Origin of the sequence: Massilia sp. 9I (assembly GCF_902506415.1) — a bacterium.
Classification (GTDB): domain Bacteria; phylum Pseudomonadota; class Gammaproteobacteria; order Burkholderiales; family Burkholderiaceae_D; genus Telluria.
This window is the reverse complement of the sequence record NZ_LR733275.1, coordinates 1,008,655-1,032,203: the sequence shown is the minus strand read 5'-3', so window position 1 is coordinate 1,032,203 and position 23,549 is coordinate 1,008,655. Positions and strand designations below refer to the sequence as shown.

Sequence of the window (23,549 nt, the reverse complement as noted above, 5' to 3'; positions counted from 1 at the left end):
GACTGCACCTCTTCAGTCCCGTACAACCAGTCATGAAACTCAGCCGCAAGCTCCCGATCGGATTCGCCGCCGTCACCCTCGTCGTGGCCTGCGCCGGCTTCTTCGGCGTAGCGAGAATGAACGACGCCCTCGACACCTACGACGCCGCGATGGCGCAGTCGAACCACGCCCAGCGCATGGAGCGCCTGCTGGGCGATTTCCGCAAGCAGCTGCAGGAATGGAAGAACACGCTCGTGCGCGGCAAGGACGAGGCTGACCGCGTCAAGCACTGGGACGCTTTCCAGAAAGCCGAGTCCGAGGTGGCGCAGGAAGCCAGGGAACTGGTCGCCATCACACCCGCCGGCGAGGTGCGCGAGCTCCTGGGCCGCTTCGAGCAGGAACACAAGAAACTGGGCGAGGCCTTCCGCAGCGCCTACGCCGGCTTTGGCGCGGCAGGCTTCGATGCCGCGGTGGGCGACAGCGCGGTCAAGGGTATGGACCGGGCCCCGTCCGAACTGCTGGTGCAGGCCGAGCAGGCGATGTCGAAGGAGACCGCCGCCACGGTCGCCGCCGCCGAAGAAGTGGGCAGCCATGCGACGCTGCTGAGCTACACCCTGATGCTGCTGGGCGCCGCGGTGGCGGTGGTCGCCGGCGTGCTCGTGTCGCGTTCGATCACGCGTCCGCTCGGCCAGGCCGTCGAAGCGGCGCAAAGCGTCGCTGCCGGCGACCTTCGCACCAGCATCGTGGTGCGCAGCGACGACGAGACCGGCCAGCTGCTGCAGGCCCTGAAGGACATGACCGGCAGTCTGCAGACCATCGTGTCGCAGGTGCGCGGCGGGGCCGAGACCATCGCCGTGGCGTCGGACGAAATCGCCCAGGGCAACCTGGACCTGTCGAGCCGCACCGAGCAGCAGGCCGGCGCCATCGAGGAAACCGCCTCGTCGATGGAAGAGATCACCGCCACCGTGCAGCGCAATGCGGAGAACGCGCAGCAGGCCAGCGCATTGGCCGTCTCCGCCTGCGACGTCGCCGCCAAGGGCGGCCACATGGTCGAACAGGTGGTCGGCACCATGGCCTCGATCAGCGAGTCCTCGCGCAAGATCGTGGACATCATCAGCGTCATCGACGGCATCGCCTTCCAGACCAATATCCTGGCGCTGAACGCGGCCGTGGAAGCTGCCCGCGCAGGCGAGCAGGGCCGCGGCTTCGCCGTGGTCGCGGGCGAGGTGCGCAACCTGGCGCACCGTTCGGCCACTGCCGCCAAAGAGATCAAGGAACTGATCAACGCCTCGGTGCAGCGCGTGGAAGCGGGCAACCAGCTGGTCGGTGAAACCGGCGCCACCATGGGCGAGATCGTCACCAGCGTACGCCGCGTGATGGACATCATCGGTGAGATCAGCCAGGCCAGCGCGGAGCAGGGCGCCGGCATCGCGCAAGTCAACATGGCGGTCAGCGAAATGGATACGGCGACCCAGCAGAACGCGGCGCTGGTGGAGGAAGCCGCCGCCGCCGCGCAGTCGCTGCGCGACCAGACCCAGGCCTTGACCGAGGTGGTCGCGGTATTCAAGCTGGAAGATGCGCGCGAAACGCGCAAGGCCTTGCCGGGCCGCTCGCCTGCACGCCTGGCGGCTTGAGGTTAAGATGAAAGACGCGCCAGAGTCGGCGCGTTTTTTTCATCTACCTTCAGAGCCCATGAATCCATCTCCCCTCGCTGTGGTCCAGGCCCAGCTCGACGCCTACAACGCCAAGGACCTCGACGCGCTGATGCGCACCTACGCACCGGATGCGCAGCAGTTCGCGCTGCACGGCGCCCTGCTCGCAGAAGGTCACGCGCAGATCCGCCCGCGCTACCAGGAGCGCTTCGCCGAACCGGATCTGCAGGCGCGCCTGCTGAACCGTTCCGTCCTCGGCAACTTCGTCACCGACCTCGAGATCGTCACCCGCAACTTCCCGGAGGGCCTGGGCACGGTGGAGATGCTGTGCGTGTACGAAGTGGTGGACGGGCGCATCGCGCGCGCCTCGTTCGCCACCGGCGAGAAGCGCCTTTATCCCAGTTCGGCGGCCTGAGTCGCCAGGTCGGCCGCCGGATCCATCGCGCCGGCGGGCGGCGGGGTCTTGTCCTTGAACTCGCACAGGTCATTGATCAGGCAGTTCCAGCACTTCGGCTTGCGCGCCACGCAGGTGTAGCGGCCGTGCAGGATCAGCCAGTGGTGGGCGTCGTGCAGAAAATCCTTGGGCACGAACTTGAGCAGCTTCTGCTCGACGATGTCGACGTTCTTGCCCGGGGCGATCTTCGTGCGGTTCGACACCCGGAAGATGTGGGTGTCGACCGCCATGGTCGGCTCCCCGAAAGCGGTGTTCAGCACCACGTTGGCGGTCTTGCGGCCCACGCCGGGCAGGGACTCCAGCGCCTCGCGCGATGGCGGCACTTCGCCGCCGTATTGGTCCACCAGGATGCGGCAGGTCGCCATGACATTCGCGGCCTTGGTGTTGTACAGGCCGATGGTGGAAATATAGGACTTGAGCTCGTCCAGCCCCAGGTCGAGGATGGCCTGCGGCGTGTTCGCCACCGGGTACAGCCGGCGCGTGGCCTTGTTGACGCCGACGTCGGTCGACTGCGCCGACAGCAGCACCGCGATCAGAAGTTCGAAGGGCGTCGTGAATTCGAGCTCGGTGGTCGGCTTCGGGTTGGCTGCGCGAAAGCGCGTGAATATCTCTAGTCGTTTGGCTGGGTTCATCGCTTATGCCTTGTCCGGTGGATTGCCGGCGGCCTTGAGGCGCGCGCGTTCCATCGCGGCGGCGATGATGGCGCGCTTGCGCTCCTTCTCCGCCAGCTCCTCCGGGGTGTTGGTCACTTCCGCCGTCACCGCGCGCATCTTTTCCAGCGCTTTGGCGGCAAGGCGCGCATCGTTCTCTTCCTTTTCACGGCGCAGGCGCTCGCTGCGGAAGTCGTGGCGCGCGCGCGCCGCGTCCGCGGCGTCCTGCGACCATGCGGCCCAGCCGGTGAGCTCGCCGGTCACCGGCAGCATCGAGATGCAGTCAACCGGACAGGGCGCCACGCACAGGTCGCAGCCGGTGCACAGGCTCGGCAGGATGGTGTGCATCTGCTTGGCCGCACCCAGGATGGCGTCCACCGGGCAGGCCTGGATGCACAGGGTGCAGCCGATGCAGAGCGACTCGTCGATGAAGGCGACCGGGCGCGGGCGTTCGACGCCGTTGGCCGGGTTGATCGGAATGACCGGGCGGCCGGTGACGCTGGAGAGGCGGCGCACGCCTTCCATGCCGCCAGGCGGGCACTGGTTGATCTCGGCTTCGCCGCGCGCGATCGCTTCCGCATACGGACGGCATGCGGGATAGCCGCACTTGGTGCATTGCGTCTGCGGCAGTACGTCTTCGATCTGGTCGGCGAGGGTCTTGGTCACGGCAAGAGGAGTGCGGTCAAAGCCGACATTATCCGCCAAAACCGGGGCCGGTGCGATGCCGCCGCCGCGGTGCGATGTGCGTGCTGGAGCGAACAGACTGCCGTGTTCGCGCGTGGTTTACTGGCGGCTCGACGCTAAAGGAGCTCACATGAACACACTCATCGTACCGGTGCTGATCGCCGCGGTGCTGGCCGGTGGCGCCGCGGCCCAGGCGCAGCAGCGCGAACAGCAGGCGCGCGCGCAGCAGGCCAAGGCCGTGAAGGCCAGTCCCTATCGCAGCGTGGAGGCCAGCGGCCAGCTCAAGCGCGGCGAACAGCTGCCGGCGCGCTACCGCACGCATCACTACGTGGTGGAGAACTGGAAGACGCACCGCCTGACGGAACCGCCGCCCGGGCACCAGTGGGTGCAGGCGGGGAGCGACTATGCGCTGGTGTCGATCGCGACGGGGGAAGTGCAGGAGGTGCTGGTGAGCCGCTGAAGCACGCCGCCCCAGGCTGTGCGGGTAAAAAAATGCCGGAACACGTTCCGGCATTTTTTTGTGGATCAGGCGTGGGCCCGGATGAACTCCCCGATCTTCGGGCAGATGATCTCGCGCCAGCGGCGGCCCGAGAAGATGCCGTAGTGGCCGCACTTGGGCGCGACGAACTCCTGGTGCATCTTCTTCGGGATGCCGGTGCACAGGTCGTGCGCGGCGCGGGTCTGGCCCAGGCCCGAGATGTCGTCCAGCTCGCCCTCGACGGTGAACAGCGCCACCGTCTTGATGTCCTGCGGACGCACCAGCTGGCCGCCGACTTCCCAGGTGCCCTTCGGCAGTGCGTGGTCCTGGAACACGGTCTTGATGGTCTCGAGGTAGTACTCGGCCGGCATGTCGAGCACGGCGTTGTATTCGTCGTAGAACTGGCGGTGCGCCTCGGCCGAGTCGTCGTCGCCGCGCACCAGGTGCTGGTAGAACTCGCGGTGGCTCTGGGCATGGCGGCCCGGGTTCATCGCGATGAAGCCGGCGTGCTGCAGGAAGCCCGGATAGACCTTGCGCCCGAAGCCCGGGTAGTTGCCCGGCACCGAGTAGATCACGGTGTTCTCGAACCAGGAGAAGGGCTTTTCGGTGGCCAGGTCGTTGACCGCGGTCGGCGACTTGCGCGGATCGATCGGGCCGCCCATCATGGTCATGGTCTTCGGCAGCTTCGGATCCTTGTTGGTTGCCATCAGCGAGATCGCGGCCAGCACCGGCACGGTCGGCTGGCACACCGAGATCACGTGCACGTCCGGGCCGAGGTGGCGGATGAAGTCCTGGACGTAGTAGATGTAGTCGTCGAGGTGGAACGGGCCGTTTGATAGCGGCACCATGCGGGCGTCGGTCCAGTCGGTGATGTAGACGTCATGCTCGGCCAGCAGCGCGCGTACGGTGTCGCGCAGCAGGGTAGCGTGGTGACCCGACAGGGGCGCCACCACCAGCACGGTCGGCTGCTCCAGCGCGGCGAACTCCTTGTCGCTCAGGTCCTTCTTGAAATGGATGAGCCGGCAAAAGGGCTTTTCGACGCTCGTGTGCTCGATGATGCCGACATCCTTACCCTGGACGGGTACGGTCTTGATGCCGAAAGCCGGCTTTTCGTAATCTTTCCCCAGGCGGTACATCAGCTCGTAACCGGCAGCGATACGCTGCGAGAAGGGGGTGTGCGCGAACGGCGAAACGGGGTTCGAGAACAATTTGGAGGACGCATCTGCCCACTGCATCAGCGGGGTCAGGAAGGAGCGTTGCATCTCGTGCAGTTGGTAAAGCATAAATAATTCCTTCGAATAGACGGGGCGTCGCAATCGTTTGCGTGTGCGCTCAGTCAATTATAGGGGATAGTGATTTACTTGTGGAAACAGTCCTTTTCACTTCCCTTTTTGCATAGACTACTTGTAGCATATTTGCGCATTTGCGCTCGGTGAAGCCACCCACATAAGCAGGTAGGCCCTGTCCGACAAGGGCTTCTGTTGTTATGACACTAAAGAACGCAGGCTCGACGACACAGCGGCGGGACAATAAAAAATGCCGCCGGGCTTGCGCCGGGCGGCATTTTTTTACCGATAGGACAAAATCAGTCGAAGACGGGGGTCTCCACGCCGAGAATCTTGTGCAGCTTCGGCGAGGTCGTCGTGTACTGCATGTGGATCTTCTTGTCCGGGAAGATGTAAGGCGCGGCGCCGAAGGCGGCCAGCGCGGCTTCGTGGAAGCCCGACAGGATCAGCTTCTTCTTGCCCGGATAGGTGTTGATGTCGCCGACGGCGAAGATGCCCGGGACGTTGGTCTCGAACTTCTCGGTGTCCACGACCTTGAGCTGCTTGCGCTCGATGTCCAGGCCCCATTCGGCGATCGGACCCAGCTTCGGCGACAGGCCGAAGAACACCAGCAGCATGTCCAGCGGCACGCGGCGGGTGACGCCGTCGGCGCCGGTGACCTTCACTTCGCTCAGCTTGCCGTCCGCTTCATCGAAGCCGGTGACCTGGCCGATGATCAGCTGCATCTCGTACTCGTCGCACAGGGCCTTCATCTTGGCGACCGAGGCCGGGGCGGCGCGGAAGTCTTCGCGACGGTGCAGCAGCACGACCGACTCGGCCTTGCCGACGAAGTTCAGGGCCCAGTCCAGGGCGGAGTCGCCGCCGCCGCAGATGACCAGGTTCTTGCCTTCGAACAGAGCCGGATCCTTGACGCGGTAGAACAGCTGGCTGTTGTCGAACTTCTCGATGCCGTCGACCTTCATGGTGCGGGCCTGGAAGGAGCCGACGCCGGCGGCGATGAAGATGGTCTTGGTGATGAACTGGGTACCCGTCGAGGTCTCGACGTTGAAGCGGCCGTCTTCGCGACGCTGCACGGTGGTGACTTCCTGGCCCAGGTGGAAGGTCGGCTCGAACGGCTCGATCTGCTTGAGCAGGTTGTCGGTCAGTTCCTGGCCGGTGCACACCGGCACGGCCGGGATGTCGTAGATCGGCTTGTCCGGGTACAGTTCCACGCACTGGCCGCCGACGGCCGGCAGCGAATCGATGACGTGGGCCTTGATTTCGAGGAGGCCGAGTTCGAAGACCTGGAACAGGCCGACCGGACCGGCGCCGATGATCACGGCATCGGCTTCGATCGCGCCGGCGAAGGAGCTGTTGGGAGCGATGCTGCCCGCTTCGTGGGAGGCACTGATAGTCATGCGCTTAAACTTTCTGTGTGTATGGGTATGGTGTGACGATGGCCGCTAGTGTGCCACGATTGACGAACCTGCGCTGGGCCGGTCCGAAGGGACCGGCCGACCCTGCCCGGCCAGTAGATGCCTGGTGGGCTTAGCGGGCCAGCTGGTCCAGCTTTTCCTTGACGTCTTTCCACTCGTCCGCGTCGGGCAGGGCCGGCTTGGTCTTGGTGATCGAAGGCCAGGCGCGCGACAGGTCGGCGTTGATCTTGATGAACTGCTGCTGGTCCGACGGCACGTCTTCTTCCGCGTAGATCGCATTCACCGGGCACTCGGCCACGCAGACGGCGCAGTCGATGCACTCGTCAGGGTCGATGGCGAGGAAATTCGGGCCTTCCCGGAAACAATCTACCGGGCATACATCGACGCAGTCGGTATAACGACAACGGATGCACGATTCGGTGACAACGTGGGTCATAACAGTCCTATTTATTGGTTGAAGTGTCGCGGCACCGAGCGCTCAGGTGGGCCGGCGGGACTTGCAAAGCACTGTATTTTAGGGCAATTCGGGTTTTCCTACAAATTAGGCTTATACACAATATATATAAGCAAATGTGGACGGTGATGGCGCACCCGAGAGCGCCATCACCCGTCGGCCATGCTTCATACGCCGGTGCGCAGGCGGTCCAGCAGGGCCTGCCAGTCGCCGCCGCTGCCGTCCTCGCGCAGGAAGACGGTGTGACAGCGCAGGCCGTCCTCGACCGTGATTTCCCAGCGCGGCAGGTCGGCCCCGACCGGACACTCGGGCGCGGCGGAGAAGAAGTCGAGGCGGCCGAGCAGCGCTTCGAGCTCGTTGCCGCCGGGATGAAAGGCGGTGTCGAGGTCGTAGGCTTCGGCCAGTCCGGCAAAGCCGCCGCAGGCGCGTGCGCTGATCTTCATGCCCGGTCCGCCGCGCTGGGGTCCGCCACGGCCGCCGGCACCACCGTCGCCGCCACCGGGACCACGCATTCGCCGAGGCGCCCGTTGGCCGCGCACCAGCGCGCCAAAGCCTGCGTCTCCCGGTCGAGCACGCGGTCGACCCGGTGGTACTCGGGCAGGTTCATGGTGCCGCAGCAGGCGCGCCGGTCCTGGCGCGCGCCGGGCTTGTCGCAGACCTTGGGCGCCAGCGGTCCCGCCGGCGCGGGCGCGCCGGCCTCGGTGCCGGTGGAGGCCTGGACCGGCTGCTCGACCACGTCGCGGCGGCTGAACTGGTTGCGGATGAAGCCGGCGTAGGCCGCCGGCTTGCCGTCCTCCTGCACGATGCGCAGCATCTCGTTGACCACGTCCACGTAGGAGGCGCTTGCATCGGGCGCGGCGATCAGGGCGCGCAGCAGCAGCCCGCGCAGGTAACCCGCGACCCGGTGCAGCACGGCGGCGCAGTCGTCAAGCTGGGGGTTGCGCTCGTAGGCGAACAGGTCGGCCAGCACATCGTAGACGGCGCCCGTGAACACCTGCGAGATCGCGTGCACCTGGGTGCCGGCCTGTCCCAGCGTCAGGTCGTTGTCGGCGTTGCGCAAGCCCGTGGTGCCGCCCAGCGCCATGCCGAACTGCTCGGCGATGTCGGACAAATAGGTCTTGTCGTGCAGGTGGGCCTTGGTCTGGGCCACCACCGCCTCGCACTGGTCGAGCTGGGACAGGGCCAGGAAGATCGCGGTGAGGTCGCCGAAGGCTTCGTGCAGGCCACCGGTCTGGGGTGGGGCGTCGGCGAGCAGCCACTGGGGTTTGAGGCCGTCGAGCACCGCGTGGGCGGTCTCGTGGGCCACGATGTCGAAGGAGCGGCAGGTGTAGATCCGGGCCGATTCATCCAACTGCGCGCCGCCTTCGCTGGGGGGAATGAAGTCGCCGAACTTCAGGCAGCCCTGGGTGCGGCTGTAGAAGGCATTCATCACGTTCGGCAGGCCGTAGGGATAGACCGCCAGCGGGCGCGTGTCCATGCTGGTGTTCCACTGCCAGGGCAGGGGCATGTCCAGGCCCGCCGCCAGCAGGGCGCGCTGGTACATGGTGAGGGTCTGGCGCACCACGGCGAAGGTATGCACGGCGTCGAACTGCGGGGTGTCGGGCTGGGTGACGAAGTCGCCGAAGGCGTTCGGTTCGACCGCGTCGATACCGGGCGCGCCGGGCGCGATGCGGGCGTCGCGGGGGCCGGCCAGCACCGGGCCGGGCAGGTAGGCGCGGCGGGTGCCGATCTCGCCCACCGACGGGTCCTGCTTCCACATCAGCACTCGGGCGCCGAAGGCTTGCGGCAACGGCGGGGCTTCCGGCAGCTCCTCTTCATCGGGCGGGCTGGATTCGGCCTTGGGCGTGTCGCCGGGTTCGAGCGGCTGATCGAGCAGCTTGGCGATCCGGTGCTGCTGCTGGTAGGGGGCGCTGGGCGTGGGGATGAAGCGGACCGGAGGCTGGTCACGGGACGTGTCCAGTTCGTCCGGCAAGAGGGCACCTGGTTCCATGACGGCTCCTTGCGAAATGTCGGGCGGCATCTCCATGGTCGCGCGCCGGGCGGCGCGGGCATTGACGAACGTCAATTGATTCTGGATCGGTCCCAGCCGTCCCGCAGGACTGGCTTACTCAGCCGTCAACTGGCATCATGGCGGGCTATCTTGCAACCAATAAAGAACAAGGATTGTCCAGATGTCGGAAATTAGCATCGTCCAGGAACATGGGTTGAGCCCGGAACAGGCGCGTGCGGCGGCCCAGCAGGTGGCCCAGAAGCTCGCGGCCGAGTATGACCTGGCCTGTCAGTGGGATGGCGACGTGCTGCGCTTCGAGCGCAGTGGTGTGGAAGGGGCCCTGAGCCTGGAAGGCCAGCGCGCGGCGCTGCAGATCCGGCTGGGATTCTTCATGAGCGCATTTGCATCGAGCATCGAGACCAAGGTGGCCGAGAAGATGCGCAAGGTGTTCGCGCCCGCCTGAAGCGGCGGGCGGCTCATCGGGAATCAGCCCTTGAGTTCCTCGATCAGGTCGATGTACTGCTGCATCGCGTCTTCCTGCGAGGTGCCCTTCAGGGCGGCCCAGGCGTCGAACTTGGCGCGGTTGACGAAATCGGTCATGCCCGGGCGCTCGCCGGTGGCGTCGCCGCTCGCGCCCTGCTTGTACAGCGCGTAAATCTTCAGCAAGGTCATGTTGTCCGGGCGTTCCGGCAGATTCTTCGATTCGGCCTGGGCCTGGGCGAACTGTTCTTGCAAGCTCATGAATACTCCTGTTGGTTGCGTTGGCAAAAATGCAGGAGACGATCTTAGCGCAGGAGAAGGGCGTTCACCGCCAAACCGGGCGAACTTTAGAGGGGATGCTCAAGGCGGCGCTCTGGAGATGGCGCCGCCCCGGAAGTCTTATACGTCCAGCAGTTCGACGTCGAAGATGAGGGTAGCGTTCGGCGGGATCACGCCGCCGGCGCCGCGTGCGCCGTAGCCGAGGCTGGCCGGGATGGTCAGGCGGCGCTGGCCGCCGACCTTCATGCCCTGCACGCCTTCGTCCCAGCCGCGGATCACGTGGCCGGCGCCCAGTGCGAACTGGAACGGATCGTTGCGGTCTTTGCTCGAATCGAACTTGGCGCCCTGGCTGCCGTCGTCGTTGCGCAGCCAGCCGGTGTAGTGGACGGTGACGTGCTGGCCGGCTTTCGCCTCGGCGCCGCTGCCGACGACGGTGTCTTCGTATTGCAGGCCGGAATCAGTGGTAATGGTGGACATGGTTTTCCCTGTTGTTCAAGTTGAACGGGGATTGTAGTCCATGCATCGCGGCCGCGCCAAACCACTGGCCTTACAATGGCGTTATCGAACTGAACACAGGAGTGACGATGCAGCCCGAGGTCCATCCATGAAAGGCGTGGCTACCGCTTACCGGCGCGCGCTGCGCGCTCAATTCTCGCGCCGCATGCTGGTGCTGTCCGGCGCCCCGCTGGTGCTGTCGCTGCTGCTGTGGGGTGCGGTCCTATGGACCAGCCTGCAGCCGCTGGTCGACTGGCTGCAAGGCCTGTTCGCCGACTACGGTTTGTTTCAAACGAGCAGCAGCATGCTGGTGACGCTGGGTCTCGGCGTGTTCAAGGCGATGGCAGTGCCGCTGCTGGCGATCGCGCTGCTGCTGCCCCTGATGATCGCATCAAGCCTGCTGTTCATGGGCGTGATCGCGATGCCGGCCATCGAGCGCCACGTCGGTAACACCCAGTATCCCAAGCTCGAACGGAAGGAGGGCGGTTCCTTCCTCGGCAGCGTGGCCATCAACCTCGGCAGCACCGCCGTGTTCGCGGTGCTGTGGCTGATTTCCCTGCCGCTGTACGCGGTGCCGCCGCTGGCCTGGCTGGTGCAGGCCTGCCTGTGGGCCTGGGTGACCTCGCGCGTGATGAGCTACGACGCGCTGGCCGCGCATGCCAGTCCCGAGGAGCGGCGCGCGCTGGTGCGGCGCCACCGCGGCGCGCTGCTGGCGATCGGCTTCGCCACCGGGCTGGCCGGCGCGCTGCCCGGCATCGTGTGGATGGGCGGGGCGCTGCTGTCCTTCCTGCTGTTCCCCTTCCTGGCCGCGCTGTCGCTGTGGCTGTACATCATGATCTTCCTGTTCGCCGGGCTATGGTTCCAGTATTTCTGCCTGGGGGCGCTGGAAGAACTACGCGCCGGGACGCCGCAAGATGGCAACGCCTGACAAGCATTGCCGGCCTGCCTCCAATGGATCGGTGCGAGTTTTCGTGAATTTTACGCCGCACCGAATGTGTACGATGCATGCTTTCTTCACGTAAGCAAGGACCTGTAATGATCAATGCGCGTCATCTGGCGATGTGCTCAGTGGTACTGCTGACAGCATGCGGTAGTGGTGGGCGCGATACGGCGTCCGGATCGTCTTCGCCCTTGCCGCCGACAATAGGGCTGGTCCCTTCCGCGGCGTCGGTCATGCCGAACGGCGCGGCGGTCGAGATCACGCCGACGCTCACCGGTGTCACGGGGCCGGTCAGCTGGTCGGCGACGCCGAAGGCCAGTATTGGCGACACCCTGTACACCTTGTCGGACAAGCCCATTGCCGCCTATGCGGCACCCTGGGACATGACGGCGGACAAGGTGACGATCACGGCCAGCGCGGGCGGCGTCTCGAACGCGATCCAGCTGAACGTGAAGCCTTCACCGGCGCCGGCGCCTTGGGTCGACTTGCCGGTGACCTGGGGCATTGCCTTCGGCGACCCGCCCACGCTCACCGGGGCGCGCCCCGTCGATTCTGCCATCGATCAATCCGGCAATCTTTACCTTGCTTATTCATCGCCCGTGTCGGAAATCAAGAAGGTGGCGACGGACGGCAGCATCACGACCTATGCCCGCGTGGGCGAACCGGTCGCGCTGGCCTTCGGGCCCGGCGGGGTGTTGTATGTCGTGGACAGGCTGGCTTCCTCCGCCTACGCGATCCGCCGGATATCAGGCGACGGAACGGTGTCCACGTGGACGGAAACCGCCCCCTATGACGCGGCAAGAGGGACAATCGATGGCGCTGCCAGGGTCGCCACCGCATATACCTTGCGCCTCGCGGTGGCGCCAGACGGCACTGTCTATGCGACCGATGGGTCGAGGGTGCGCAAGATCGCCCAGGACGGCTCGTTTGCGACCTTGGCCGGCGGCGGCTGCGAAACCGGCGTCCCGCCAGGATCGGCCTGCGCCGAGCGCAGGAACCCGGTCGACGGCCTTGGCACGCAGGCACGTTTCATGGGGCCGGCTGCGGTCGTCACTGACAAGGCCGGGAACCTGTACATCAGCGATGTCGCGCTCATCCGGAAGATCACGCCTGCAGGCGAGGTCACGACGCTTGCAGGTCGAACGAGCCGGAACTTCGATTTCGTCAACGAGATCGATGGTACAGGCAGCGCCGCCGTTTTCTCCGGGAATGGCCCGATGACCATCGATGCCGCAGGCAACCTCTACAAGCTTAGCCAGACCGGGCAGCTGAGAAAGATTACGCCTGCCGGCGTCGCAAGCACGGTGGCAAGCTCGATAGGCTTTACTGGAGCGCAACCACAAAACCGCATCGTATCGCTCCATGCGCTCAGCCCTGGCGTCCTGGTGCTGCAGTCTTACGCCCGGTTGAGCAAGATTCGGGTCGACTGATGCGCATGACGGCCCTTTTGCGCCGTCGCTGCGCTTCGGGGTGCCGGGAGCAGCCTGCCCGAAACGGGCATCGGTCCCTTGGCCTGTGGCACACTGGCCTGAAAGTACAGGAGGAAGTAGATGGGATTCGGCTTGATCATCGTGGGCGACGAGATCCTGTCCGGCAGGCGCCAGGACAAGCATTTCTCGAAAGTGGTGGAGTTGCTCGGCGCGCGCGGCCTGCAGCTGGCCTGGGCCGAGATCGTCGGCGACGATCCGGTGCGCCTGACGGCGAGCCTGCAGCGCAGCTTCGCCGGCGGCGATATCGTGTTCTCCTGCGGCGGCATCGGCGCCACTCCGGACGACCACACGCGCCAGTGCGCCGCGGCAGCGCTCGGGCTGCCGCTCGTGCTGCATCCGGAAGGGCGCCGCAACATCGAGGAGCGCATCCGCGAGACCGCGCCCGACGCCGACCTGGAGGCGCCCGACAACCTGCAGCGCCTCAAGATGGCGGAATTCCCGCAAGGCGCGAGCCTGATCCCGAATCCCTACAACCGCATCGCCGGCTTCTCGATTCGCCAGCACCACTTCGTCCCCGGCTTTCCGGTGATGGCCTGGCCGATGATCGAGTGGGTGCTCGACACCCACTATGCGCATTTATTTCACGCCAATGTCCACCTGGAGCGCTCGCTGCTCGTTTATGAACAGGCGGAGTCTTCTCTCACCCCGCTGATGGAGGCGCTGGAGCGCGACTACCCCGGCCTGCGGGTGTTCAGCCTGCCGAGCGTGGGCGACGCCCAGACCCGGCGCCACATCGAACTGGGCGTGAAGGGAGATCCTGCGCAAGTCGAGCCGGCCTTCCTTGCCATGCAGGCCGAACTGAGGAGCCGGGGCGCGGAATTCGAGGCTTTGTAGGACTGCATGCCGTCCTATTAACTCAGCCGTTGTTTTTTTGCGAAAATACTTCGCGCTAATCAAAATTGTTAAACGGTGTCTCGCGCGTGTCGTATTGATGTGGTGGAATGATACCTGTGGAGGTGCAATCCTGAGTGAGTTTGCACCGCACATTTTTGCGGACTGACGAGGACCTACATCACTCGAACGAACAGCGGCAAGGATGGCGGGCAGGTTGGCGGGGATTGAGCACGTATTGATTCAGACCGGTTGAGCCATCATGGAAAGTATTCGCCGCAATAAGCGGCCAAGCAAGCAAATCGAAGCAGTCAGCAACTGGCTCGGGCGTCCCGCCCAGGCCATGGCCGGCGGCGCCCCCGTGTTCGCATCGGCGGGCGGCAACGATGTTCCCCTATATGAAGCCTATCCGCACCTGGCGGCGGGTGGTTCCGGTGCGCCGGACCGCCCCGGCGACGTGCCGGTGCCGCCTCCGGAAACGCCCGAGGGCGGCCCGGCCGGGACCCCCAAGCCGGCGCCGCGCAAGCGCCGCTTCAAGCTCTATTTCTACCTCACGCTCCTGATCCTGCTGGTGCTGCTGGCCGCCTGGGGCGCGCTCGAGATGCGCACCTCGCGCCTGCAGGCGAAGATCTTCGCCGACATGGCCAGCGAGCTGACCTATCGGGTGGAGAAGGGACCGAGCAAGTCGATCCGCTTCCCGGCAGCGAGCCCCTACGACACGCGCCTCGGCTACGCCAGCATGCCGGCCTACCTCGAGAAGCTGCAGTCGCGCGGCTACCTGATCGACGCCCAGGCCCGCATCTCGCCGCAGATGGCGGCGATGGCCGACCGCGGCCTGTACGCCACTTACCACGAGAAGACCAAGGTCGGCCTCGAGATCCTCGACTGCCGTGCGCAGCCGCTGTTCGCCTCGCGCTTCCCGGAACGCTTCTATCACAAGTTCGACGACGCCCCGCCGCTGCTGGTGCAAAGCCTGCTGTTCATCGAGAACCGCGAGCTGCTCGACCCGGCCTACCCGCGCCGCAACCCGGCGGTCGAGTGGGACCGCTTCTCGAAGGCGGTGTTCGACAAGACCCTGAGCAGCGTCGGCCTCGGTGGCGCTGGCCGCGTGGCCGGCGGCTCCACGCTCGCCACCCAGATCGAGAAATACCGCCATTCGGCCGAAGGCCGCACCGGTTCGCTGCACGACAAGATCATCCAGATGGCCTCGGCCACGCTGCGCGCCTACCAGGACGGTGAAGACACCACCAAGGCGCGCCGCCAGATCGTGCTCGACTACCTGAATACCGTGCCGCTGTCGGCCAAGCCGGGCTACGGCGAAGTCAATGGCATCGGCGACGGCATGTGGGTCTGGTACGGACGCGACTTCGACAAGACCAGCAAGATGCTGCGCGGCCCGATGGACAGCCAGGAAGCCGTCACCGCCTACAAGGAAGCGCTGTCCCTGATGATTGCGCAGCGTCGCCCGGCCTACTACCTGGGCGACGGCGAGCACGATCTGGAAACCCTCACCAACAGCCACCTGCGCGTGCTGGCCCAGACCGGCGTCATCTCGCCGCAGCTGCGCGACGCCGCGCTGAAGGTCCAACTGCATCCTTCCCAGGGTTCGGGTGTGGCCGCGCCGGGCGCCGACGCCTTCGTGTCGCGCAAGGCCGCCAACGCCGTGCGCAACCACCTCGGCTACCTGGTGGGCGACTCGCGCCTGTACAACCTCGACCGCCTCGACCTGTCAGTGGTCTCGACCCTCGACGCCGGCGTGCAGCAGGCCGTCACCGCAACCCTGCGCCAGCTGTCCGACGCCGAGCACGCGAAAGAAGCCGGCCTGACCGGCAAGGGCCTGCTCGGCAACGGCGACCCGGCCGAAGTGGTGTACAGCTTCACCCTGATGGAACGCGGCGAGCACGTGAACTACCTGCGCGTCCAGACCGACAACTACGACCAGCCCCTCGACATCAACGAAGGCGCCAAGCTCGACCTCGGCTCGACCGCCAAGCTGCGCACCCTGGTGACCTACCTCGACATCGTCGACCAGCTGCACAAGCGCTACGAGCCGATGGACAAGATCGGCCTGATGGGCGTGGAAGTCGATCCGAAGGACCGCATGTCGCAGTGGGCCGTCGAGTACTTCCAGCAGCTGCCGGAAGGCGCCGACCGCGGCCTCAAGCCGATGCTGGCCGCCGCGATGGAGCGCAAGTACTCGGCCAACCCGGGCGAAGCCTTCTTCACCGGCGGCGGCATCCACACCTTCGGCAACTTCAGCAAGCTGGATAACAGCAAGATCATGACGGTGACCGAGGCGCTGCAGAATTCGACCAACCTCGTGTTCGTGCGCATGATGCGCGACGTGGTGCGCTACTACATGTTCCAGCTGCCTGGTTCCTCGGCCAAGCTGCTGGCCGACGCCGACGACCCGCGCCGCCAGAGCTACCTGGCGCGCTTCGCCGACAATGAGGGCAAGGTCTTCATGGCCAAGTTCTGGAACAAGTACAAGGGCAAGACCCCGGCCGAGGTGGAAAGCCTGCTGTTCTCCGGCATCCGCCCGCTGGCCTCGAAGCTGGCCGCCGCCCACCGCACCGTGTTCCCGAACGCGACGATGGCGCAGTTCGGCGCCTACGTCGACCAGGCCCTGCCGGATTCGGTCGACATGGATCCGGACCGCATCCCGAAGATGTACGAGATGTACGACCCGAAGAACATGTCGCTGGCCGACCGCGGCTACGTGGCCTCGGTGCACCCGCTCGAGCTGTGGCTGGCGGGCTACCTGATCACCCATCCCAAGGCCGGCTGGACCGAAGTGACCGATGCCAGCGTCAAGGAGCGCCAGGAAGTGTATTCGTGGCTGTTCAAGACCCACCGCAAGCACGCCCAGGACAAGCGCATCGCCGGCCTGATCGAGGTCGAGGCCTTCCTCAAGATCCACGCGCAGTGGAAGAAGATGGGCTACCCCTTCGATTCGCTGGTGCCGTCCTATGCGACCACGCTGGGCGCGTCGGCCGACCGTCCGGCCGCGCTGGCCGAGCTGATGGGCATCATCGTCAACGGCGGCGTGCGCAAACCCGTGGAGCGCATCGACTCGCTGCACTTCGCCAAGGACACCCCGTACGAGACCCTGGTCAAGCGCAGCAAGGGCGGCGGCAAGGAACAAGTGCTGGCGCCTGAAGTGGCGCGCGCCGTAGCCGACGCGATCCAGGGCGTGGTCAGTCACGGCACCGCCAAGCGCGTGAAGACCGCCTTCACCCAGTCCGACGGCAGCGTGATCGCCGTCGGCGGCAAGACCGGCACCGGCGACCAGCGCTTCGAAGTCTATGCACGCGGCGGCCGCGTGATCGAATCGCGCTACGTGAACCGTTCGGCGACCTTTGTCTTCAACATCGGCGAACGCTACTTCGGCAGCATGACCGCCTATGTGCACGGACCGCAGGCCGGCAACTACGACTTCACCAGCGCACTGCCGGTGCAGCTGCTGGCCAACCTGGCGCCGAGCCTGATGCCGATGATCGAACCGCCGGCGGGCAGCGTGGCCGCCCAGCGCCAGTGCGTCCGATAAGGGGCAGTACGGCCGCCGTACGAAAGGCGGTCACCCGCGTGCGCCAGTTCAGCGTTTTGTCCCTGCGCGACCTCCTGGTCGCGTCGGGGCCGACCCTGCTGGCGGCGATCGCGGTGGCGGTGCTGGCCTATATCTGGGTCGACCCGGCGCCGCCGCGCCACCTCATCATGGCCACCGGCCAGTTCAACAGCGCCTACGAAGAATTCGGCCGCCAGTACGCCGCGCGGCTGGCGCGCGACGACATCAAGCTCACGCTCCAGCCTTCGCTCGGCTCCGCGGAAAACCTGCAGCGCCTGGTCGACGGCAAGGCCGACGTCGCCTTTGTGCAGAGTGGGTCCACCGCGGATGGACAGGCCGAACGGGCAGGGCTGGTCTCGCTGGGCAGCCTGTTCACCGAGCCGGTCTGGCTGTTCCTGCGCGAGGGCGCCAAGGTCACGCATCTGACCGACCTGAAAGGCAAACGCATCAACCTGGGGCCGGAAGGCACCGGCGTGCCGCGCCTGTTCCGCCAGGTGCTGGACGCGAACGGCATCGAACCCAATGACTTGCAGATCGGCGCGCTGGAAAACACGCCGGCCACGGTCGAACTGCTGGCCGGCCGCATCGACGGCCTGGTGTTCAGCTCCGCGCCGGAAGCGCCGCTGATCCAGATGCTGCTGCAGACGCCCGGCATCCGGCTCTTCAATTTCACCCAGGCCGACGCCTATACCCGCCGCCTGCCTTTCCTGACCCATGTGGCGCTGCCGCGCGGGATCGTCGACCTCGGGCGCGACATCCCGTCCCAGGACTACCACCTAATCGCGCCGACCGCCACCTTGGTGGCGCGGGAAGACCTGCATCCGGCCCTGGTGGGTTTGCTGGTGAAGTCGGCCGGCGAAATCCACGGCAAGGCCGGCTGGTTCCAGCAGCAGGGCCAGTTCCCTTCGCCGAAGTACACCGAGATCCCGGTGGCGCGCGAGGCCGAGCGCTATTACCGCGACGGCCCGCCCTTCATGCAGCGCTACATGCGCTTCTGGCTGGCCAACCTGTTCGAACGCCTGTGGGTGGTGGCCGTTGCCCTGGCGGCCCTGCTGATCCCGCTCTCCAAAATCGTCCCGCCGATCTACGTCTGGCGCGTGCGCTCCCGTGTCTACCGCTGGTACGGCGAACTGCGGAAAGTCGAGCAGGAACTGGAGGCCACCCAGCCGGAAGAACGCGAGGCGGCGCGCGAAGGACTGCTGGGGCGCCTCGACGACATCGAGGACCGCGTCAACCACATCTCGATCCCGCTCGCCTATGCGGACGAACTGTATCGCCTGCGCAGCCACATCAACTTCGTGCGCGAACGCGTACGCGGCACGATCGACCAGCACGGCGTCGCCGTGCCCTTGGCAAGATAGCAAACACCGGCGGAAACGGATTACACTGGCGGTCTTTTGTCCGCCCTCCGAAGGAAGTCATGATCCGCCGTCCGTTCTCCGCCCTCGCACTTGGCGTGCTGCTGGCCTGCAGCGCCGCCGCCCAATCCAGCGCATTCGCCCAGTCGCCTGAGGCCTCCGCCCAGAAGCGCAGCCCGCGCGAAAGCTATACCAAGTACGAGTACCGCATCCCGATGCGCGACGGCGCGAAGCTGTTCACCACCGTGTACGTGCCGAAGGATGCATCGAAACCCTATCCCTTCCTGGTGCAGCGCACCCCGTACAGCGCCGGCGTGTTCGCGCAGGGAGAGCGGCGCTACGGCGTGGACTGGTTCCCCGAGGCGATCAGCCCCTCGCGCGAACTGGAAGACTCGGGCTACATCTTCGTGACCCAGGACGTGCGCGGCCGCTACATGTCGGAAGGCAGCTGGCAGGAGATGACCCCGCACGCCAAGGCCAAGCGCGCCGCGGGCGAGGGCCAGGAAAGCGAGGACATGCACGACACCGTCGAATGGCTGCTCAAGCACGTCCCCAACAACAACGGCCGGGTCGGCATCTGGGGCATCAGCTATCCCGGCTTCTATACCGCAGCCAGCATCATCGACTCGCACCCGGCGATCAAGGCCGCTTCGCCGCAGGCGCCGATCGCCGACCTGTACATGGGCGACGACTCCTATCACGGCGGCGCCTTCATGCTGTCGGCGAACTTCGATTTCTATTCGTCCTTCCTGCCGCAGAAGAACCCGACCGTGGGCGACAAGGAGCGCTCACGCTTCGAGTACGGCGAGGCCGACGCCTACGACTTCTTCCTCAAGCGCCTGACGATGTCGAACATCCTCGCCAGCCTGAGCGAAGAGCAGCGCACCTTGCTGGTGCCGACCATCGAGCACGACACCTACGACGAATTCTGGCGCTCGCGCGCGATCACGCCGCACATGAAGAACGTGAAGGCGGCGGTACTGACGGTGGGCGGCTGGTTCGACGCCGAAGATCCGGCCGGACCGTTCGAGATCTACAAGGCGGTCGGCAAATACAATCCGGCCACGCCGAACGCGCTCGTGATCGGTCCCTGGGTGCACGGCGGCTGGGCGCGCAGCGACGGCGCGCGCCTCGGCCACGTCAGCTTCGACGCCAAGACCGGCGACTACTTCCGCCGTGAGATCCAGTTCCCCTTCTTCGAGCAGCACCTGAAGGGCGTGAAGCCGGCGCGCACCGTGCCGAACGTGAGCGCGTTCGAAACCGGCACCAATGTCTGGCGCAGCTACGCGGCCTGGCCGCCGGCGCCAAGCAAGGCGCGCACGCTGTACTTCGGCGACAAGGGCACCCTCAGCTGGCAGCAGCCGGCCGCAAGCGGCGCCGGGTACGACGAATACGTGGCCGACCCGAAGAAACCCGTGCCCTTCATCGGCTACGCGGCCACCGGCGTGCCGCGCGAATACATGGTGTCGGACCAGCGCTTCGCCGCCAACCGTCCCGACGTGCTGGTCTACCAGAGCGAGGTGCTGGAAGAAGACGTGACGGTGGTGGGGTCCGTCGTGCCCAAGCTGTTCGTGTCGACCACCGGGACGGATGCCGACTGGGTCGTCAAGCTGATCGACGTCTACCCGAGCGACTACCCGACCCCGGCGGCTCAGCGCTCCGGCAACGACGTGGGACCGCCGAGCGTGAACCTGGGCGGCTTCCAGCAGCTGGTGCGCGGCAATCCGCTGCGTGGCAAGTTCCGCAACAGCTTCGAGAAGCCGGCGCCTTTCGTGCCGGGCAAGCAGGAAGCGCTGTCCTTCGACATCGGCGAAGTGAACCACACCTTCCGCCGCGGCCACCGCATCATGGTGCAGGTGCAGAGTTCCTGGTTCCCGCTGATCGACCTGAACCCGCAGACCTTCACCCACATCCCGAAGGCCAAGCCGGAAGACTTCCAGAAGGCCACCCAGCGCATCTACCGCGCCCCGGGTGCGGCGTCCGGACTGCAGCTGATGGTGATGCCGGCGCAGTAAGCCTGGGCTAACGCGGCGACAGCAGCATGGTCGCCGCGGTGCCCAGCAGGACCAGGCAGAACAGCAGCCGCAGGCGCGCCGGCGCAAACCGGTGCGCCAGCATCACGCCCAGCGAGACGGTCGCGATCCCGCCCAGCGCCAGCGGCACCCCGGTGGCCCAGTCGACGTGGCCGCCCTGGGCGTAGCCGAACAGCGCAACAAGCGAACTCGGTACCACCAGCGCCAGCGCCATGCCCTGGGCGCGGGTCTGCGGCATGCCGAACAGGCTCACCAGCGCCGGCACGATCACCAGCCCGCCGCCGATCGTGAACACCCCCGACATCAGGCCGCAAGCGATGCCGAGCAGGGGCAGGGCAGCGCGCGGCATCTTCTGCGCCGTCGCGGGCGCCGCCGGAACGTGTTTGGTCAGGAAGCCGAAATACACGGCCAGCGCCACTAGGAACAGCGCGAACGCGATGTGCAGGGCGCGCGGATCGAGGCCGATGGCAAACCGCGCGGCGAACCAGGTCGCGACCACGGAAAACAGGGCCATCGAGGCCACCGCGCGCAGGTCGACCGGATGCCTCTGGTGGTAGCGGTAAAAGCCGATCAGGACGTTCGGCGCGATCATCACCAGCGCCGTGCCCTGGGCCAGCTGCTGGCCCATGCCATACAGCAGGCCCAGCACGGGAATGGCGATCAGCCCGCCGCCAATGCCCAGCAAACCACCCACGAGGCCGAGCAGGGCGCCCAGCCCGAGGTTCAGCAGTAAATCAATCAAAGGCTCAGGCGCCTACCCAGGGCAGGCCGGCCTTGCACCAGCCGCCGATGGTCTTGCGATGTCCGTCGACGTCGCGGTCGCCTTCGAAGCCTTCCAGGATGTCGTAGGACTCGGCATAGCCGGCTTCGGTGGCCACGCGCGCGCTGTGGCGCGAGCGCACGCCGGAACGGCACAGGAACAGCAGCACCTCGTCCTTGCGCGCCAGCTGCTCCAGCTGCGCACCGAATGCGGGATTTGGCTGGCCGCCGGGGTAGGTGGCCCATTGCACCGCGAGGTGCTGGGCCTCGGGGATCGCGACCTGGCCGACCCAGTCGCGCTCGGCATTGGTGCGCACGTCCACCAGTTTCACGCGCGGATCGCTTTGCAGGAGCGCAAAGGCTTCCTCGGGCGTGACGGCGCCCGCATAGGGCTGGCCGACGGCGCGCTGGCGCGCATTGGCGAGGATCGAGTCGGTAGTAGTCATGGTCTGGTTCCGTTCTGAGGCGACGAAAAAAACATTGCACCAACTTGGTTCGGTGTATGCTGCGCTGCGATGGTGCACTGGCGCTGAACTTGCACTGTTTTGGTGCGGATGCACAGGCATGCACACCGATGGTGATGAGCGATTTTAGGACGGACAAGAGCGAATTCCAACGAAGCATTGAGCATTTGCTCATAATGCCCGGTTGGCACGCTTCATGCTTTAAACTAAAGCAAGTTGTCGTTCCGCGAGGACCTTCCGGTGCGACACCCCCTTTTCAATCAGGAGATACGAATGGCAAAGACGGTTGCAGACGTAATTCAACTCATCAAAGACAACGAAGTGAAGTTCGTTGACCTGCGCTTCGCGGACACCCGCGGCAAGGAGCAGCACGTGACCGTCCCCGTGTCGCACTTCGACGAAGACAAGTTCGAATCGGGCCACGCCTTCGACGGTTCGTCGATCGCCGGCTGGAAGGGCATCGAAGCCTCCGACATGCTGCTGCTGCCGGACCCGAACACCGCCAACCTCGACCCGTTCATGGAAGAGACCACGCTGTTCATGCAGTGCGACGTGATCGAACCGTCGGACGGCAAGGGCTACGACCGCGACCCGCGCTCGATCGCCAAGCGCGCCGAAGCCTACCTGAAGTCGACCGGCCTGGGCGACACCGCCTACTTCGGCCCGGAACCGGAATTCTTCATCTTCGACTCGGTCCGCTGGAAGATCGACATGTCGGGCTGCTTCGTCAAGATCGACTCGGAGGAAGCATCCTGGTCGACCGACAAGGAAATCGAAGGCGGCAACAGCGGCCACCGTCCGACCGTCAAGGGCGGCTACTTCCCGGTCCCGCCGGTCGACAGCTTCCAGGACATGCGTTCGGAAATGTCGCTGATCCTCGAATCGATGGGCATCCCGGTCGAAGTGCACCACCACGAAGTGGCCGGCGCCGGCCAGAATGAACTCGGCACCAAATTCTCGACCCTGGTCGAGCGCGCCGACTGGACCCAGAACCTGAAGTACGTGATCTGGAACGTGGCCCACAGCTACGGCAAGACCGCGACCTTCATGCCGAAGCCAATGAACGGCGACAACGGCTCGGGCATGCACGTGCACCAGTCGATCTGGAAAGACGGCAAGAACCTGTTCGCCGGCGACGGCTATGCAGGCCTGTCGGAAACCGCGCTGTTCTACATCGGCGGCATCATCAAGCACGCACGCGCCCTGAACGCGATCACCAACCCGGGCACCAACTCGTACAAGCGCCTGGTGCCGGGCTATGAAGCCCCGGTCAAGCTGGCCTACTCGGCCCGCAACCGTTCGGCCTCGATCCGCATCCCGCACGTGGCGAACCCGAAAGGCCGCCGCATCGAGACCCGCTTCCCGGACCCGCTGGCCAACGTCTACCTGTGCTTCGCTGCGCTGCTGATGGCAGGCCTGGACGGCATCCAGAACAAGATCCACCCGGGCGAAGCCGCGACCAAGGACCTGTACCACCTGCCGCCGGAAGAAGACAAGCTGATCCCGACCGTGTGCGCCTCGCTGGAAGAAGCGCTGGAAGCCCTCGACAAGGACCGCGAGTTCCTGACCCGCGGCGGCGTGTTCAGCGACAGCATGATCGACGCCTACATCGACCTCAAGATGCAGGAAGTGCAGCGTCTGCGCATGACCCCGCACCCGGCCGAATTCGACATGTACTACTCGTCGTAATCAAGTGGTCAACACAAGCGTTGCGCAAGAGCGTCACCACGCGTAAGGCTGTGTAACAAAGGCGGGGAAAGCGATGGCTTTCCCCGCCTTTTTTCATGCTTGCTGTACACTCGGGCCGTTCTAC

General features: G+C 65.7%; 22 protein-coding genes. 11 read left to right on the top strand and 11 right to left on the bottom strand.

Annotated elements, in window-relative coordinates:
- The first annotated feature begins 32 nt into the window (after positions 1-32).
- Both GV068_RS04630 and GV068_RS04625 read left to right on the top strand, forming a co-directional pair.
- Positions 33-1,613: a methyl-accepting chemotaxis protein gene (locus GV068_RS04630; RefSeq protein WP_159696219.1), complete on the top strand. Its 1,581-nt coding sequence runs from the start codon at positions 33-35 to the stop codon at positions 1,611-1,613.
- Positions 1,614-1,671: 58 nt separating this feature from the next.
- A complete protein-coding gene (locus GV068_RS04625) occupies positions 1,672-2,046 on the top strand; it encodes a nuclear transport factor 2 family protein (RefSeq protein WP_159696218.1) in 375 nt (124 codons plus the stop codon).
- Here the strand turns inward: GV068_RS04625 and nth are convergent.
- Together nth and rsxB are read right to left on the bottom strand one after the other, a co-directional pair.
- Positions 2,025-2,717, bottom strand: a complete 693-nt coding sequence (gene nth, locus GV068_RS04620; RefSeq protein WP_159696217.1) for an endonuclease III — start codon at positions 2,715-2,717, stop codon at positions 2,025-2,027. The two genes, GV068_RS04625 and nth, sit on opposite strands and share 22 nt — an antisense overlap.
- 3 nt (positions 2,718-2,720) lie before the next feature.
- A complete protein-coding gene (gene rsxB, locus GV068_RS04615; RefSeq protein ID WP_229463746.1) occupies positions 2,721-3,401 on the bottom strand; it encodes an electron transport complex subunit RsxB in 681 nt (226 codons plus the stop codon).
- A gap of 148 nt (positions 3,402-3,549) precedes the next feature.
- Here rsxB and GV068_RS04610 point away from each other — a divergent pair, with 148 nt between their 5' ends.
- Entirely contained in the window at positions 3,550-3,879 is a 330-nt protein-coding gene (locus tag GV068_RS04610; RefSeq protein WP_159696215.1) for an RcnB family protein, read from the top strand.
- A gap of 65 nt (positions 3,880-3,944) precedes the next feature.
- Here GV068_RS04610 and GV068_RS04605 read toward each other — a convergent pair whose 3' ends face one another.
- The 5 genes from GV068_RS04605 to GV068_RS04585 all read right to left on the bottom strand — a co-directional run bounded on the left by GV068_RS04605 (position 3,945) and on the right by GV068_RS04585 (position 9,042).
- Positions 3,945-5,180: a polyhydroxyalkanoate depolymerase gene (locus GV068_RS04605; RefSeq protein WP_159696214.1), complete on the bottom strand. Its 1,236-nt coding sequence runs from the start codon at positions 5,178-5,180 to the stop codon at positions 3,945-3,947.
- A gap of 302 nt (positions 5,181-5,482) precedes the next feature.
- The gene (locus tag GV068_RS04600; RefSeq protein WP_229463744.1) at positions 5,483-6,580 is read right to left on the bottom strand and encodes an NAD(P)/FAD-dependent oxidoreductase; all 1,098 of its coding nucleotides are present in this window, start codon (positions 6,578-6,580) and stop codon (positions 5,483-5,485) included.
- A 130-nt stretch (positions 6,581-6,710) separates the two neighbouring features.
- Complete coding sequence (gene fdxA, locus GV068_RS04595) at positions 6,711-7,034, bottom strand: ferredoxin FdxA (RefSeq protein WP_159696213.1); 324 nt, start codon at positions 7,032-7,034, stop codon at positions 6,711-6,713.
- 185 nt (positions 7,035-7,219) lie between these two features.
- A complete protein-coding gene (locus GV068_RS04590) occupies positions 7,220-7,495 on the bottom strand; it encodes a protealysin inhibitor emfourin (RefSeq protein ID WP_159696212.1) in 276 nt (91 codons plus the stop codon).
- Positions 7,492-9,042: a hypothetical protein gene (locus tag GV068_RS04585; protein ID WP_159696211.1), complete on the bottom strand. Its 1,551-nt coding sequence runs from the start codon at positions 9,040-9,042 to the stop codon at positions 7,492-7,494. Before GV068_RS04585 ends, GV068_RS04590 begins: the two co-directional genes overlap by 4 nt.
- A 181-nt stretch (positions 9,043-9,223) precedes the next feature.
- Between GV068_RS04585 and GV068_RS04580 the strand changes: the two genes are divergently transcribed.
- Entirely contained in the window at positions 9,224-9,505 is a 282-nt protein-coding gene (locus GV068_RS04580; protein WP_159696210.1) for a polyhydroxyalkanoic acid system family protein, read from the top strand.
- A gap of 23 nt (positions 9,506-9,528) precedes the next feature.
- On the opposite strand, the gene GV068_RS04575 is transcribed toward GV068_RS04580, so the two are convergent.
- On the bottom strand, positions 9,529-9,783 hold the full coding sequence (locus GV068_RS04575; protein ID WP_159696209.1) for an acyl-CoA-binding protein: 255 nt from the start codon (positions 9,781-9,783) through the stop codon (positions 9,529-9,531).
- Positions 9,784-9,921: 138 nt separating this feature from the next.
- Entirely contained in the window at positions 9,922-10,278 is a 357-nt protein-coding gene (locus tag GV068_RS04570; protein ID WP_159696208.1) for an FKBP-type peptidyl-prolyl cis-trans isomerase, read from the bottom strand.
- A 127-nt stretch (positions 10,279-10,405) separates the two neighbouring features.
- Here GV068_RS04570 and GV068_RS04565 point away from each other — a divergent pair, with 127 nt between their 5' ends.
- From GV068_RS04565 to GV068_RS04540, 6 genes are all read left to right on the top strand, one after another.
- Positions 10,406-11,224 (top strand): EI24 domain-containing protein, encoded by an 819-nt coding sequence (locus tag GV068_RS04565; RefSeq protein WP_159696207.1) that lies wholly within the window; start codon positions 10,406-10,408, stop codon positions 11,222-11,224.
- 245 nt (positions 11,225-11,469) lie between these two features.
- Positions 11,470-12,666, top strand: a complete 1,197-nt coding sequence (locus tag GV068_RS04560) for a hypothetical protein (protein ID WP_159696206.1) — start codon at positions 11,470-11,472, stop codon at positions 12,664-12,666.
- Positions 12,667-12,786: 120 nt separating this feature from the next.
- A complete protein-coding gene (locus GV068_RS04555; protein WP_159696205.1) occupies positions 12,787-13,560 on the top strand; it encodes a molybdopterin-binding protein in 774 nt (257 codons plus the stop codon).
- Between the two features lie 259 nt (positions 13,561-13,819).
- Positions 13,820-17,104, top strand: coding sequence for a transglycosylase domain-containing protein (locus GV068_RS04550; RefSeq protein WP_159696204.1), 3,285 nt, complete (start codon positions 13,820-13,822; stop codon positions 17,102-17,104).
- A gap of 38 nt (positions 17,105-17,142) precedes the next feature.
- Positions 17,143-18,483 carry a TAXI family TRAP transporter solute-binding subunit gene (locus GV068_RS04545; RefSeq protein WP_229463734.1) on the top strand — a complete coding sequence of 447 codons (1,341 nt, stop codon included), beginning with the start codon at positions 17,143-17,145 and terminating at the stop codon, positions 18,481-18,483.
- 59 nt (positions 18,484-18,542) lie between these two features.
- Complete coding sequence (locus GV068_RS04540) at positions 18,543-20,495, top strand: CocE/NonD family hydrolase (RefSeq protein WP_159696202.1); 1,953 nt, start codon at positions 18,543-18,545, stop codon at positions 20,493-20,495.
- Between the two features lie 7 nt (positions 20,496-20,502).
- On the opposite strand, the gene GV068_RS04535 is transcribed toward GV068_RS04540, so the two are convergent.
- Together GV068_RS04535 and GV068_RS04530 are read right to left on the bottom strand one after the other, a co-directional pair.
- Entirely contained in the window at positions 20,503-21,255 is a 753-nt protein-coding gene (locus GV068_RS04535; protein ID WP_159696201.1) for a sulfite exporter TauE/SafE family protein, read from the bottom strand.
- A 4-nt stretch (positions 21,256-21,259) separates the two neighbouring features.
- Complete coding sequence (locus tag GV068_RS04530) at positions 21,260-21,718, bottom strand: rhodanese-like domain-containing protein (RefSeq protein WP_159696200.1); 459 nt, start codon at positions 21,716-21,718, stop codon at positions 21,260-21,262.
- A gap of 291 nt (positions 21,719-22,009) precedes the next feature.
- Here GV068_RS04530 and glnA point away from each other — a divergent pair, with 291 nt between their 5' ends.
- A complete protein-coding gene (glnA, locus tag GV068_RS04525) occupies positions 22,010-23,425 on the top strand; it encodes a type I glutamate--ammonia ligase (protein ID WP_159696199.1) in 1,416 nt (471 codons plus the stop codon).
- Positions 23,426-23,549: the final 124 nt, after the last annotated feature.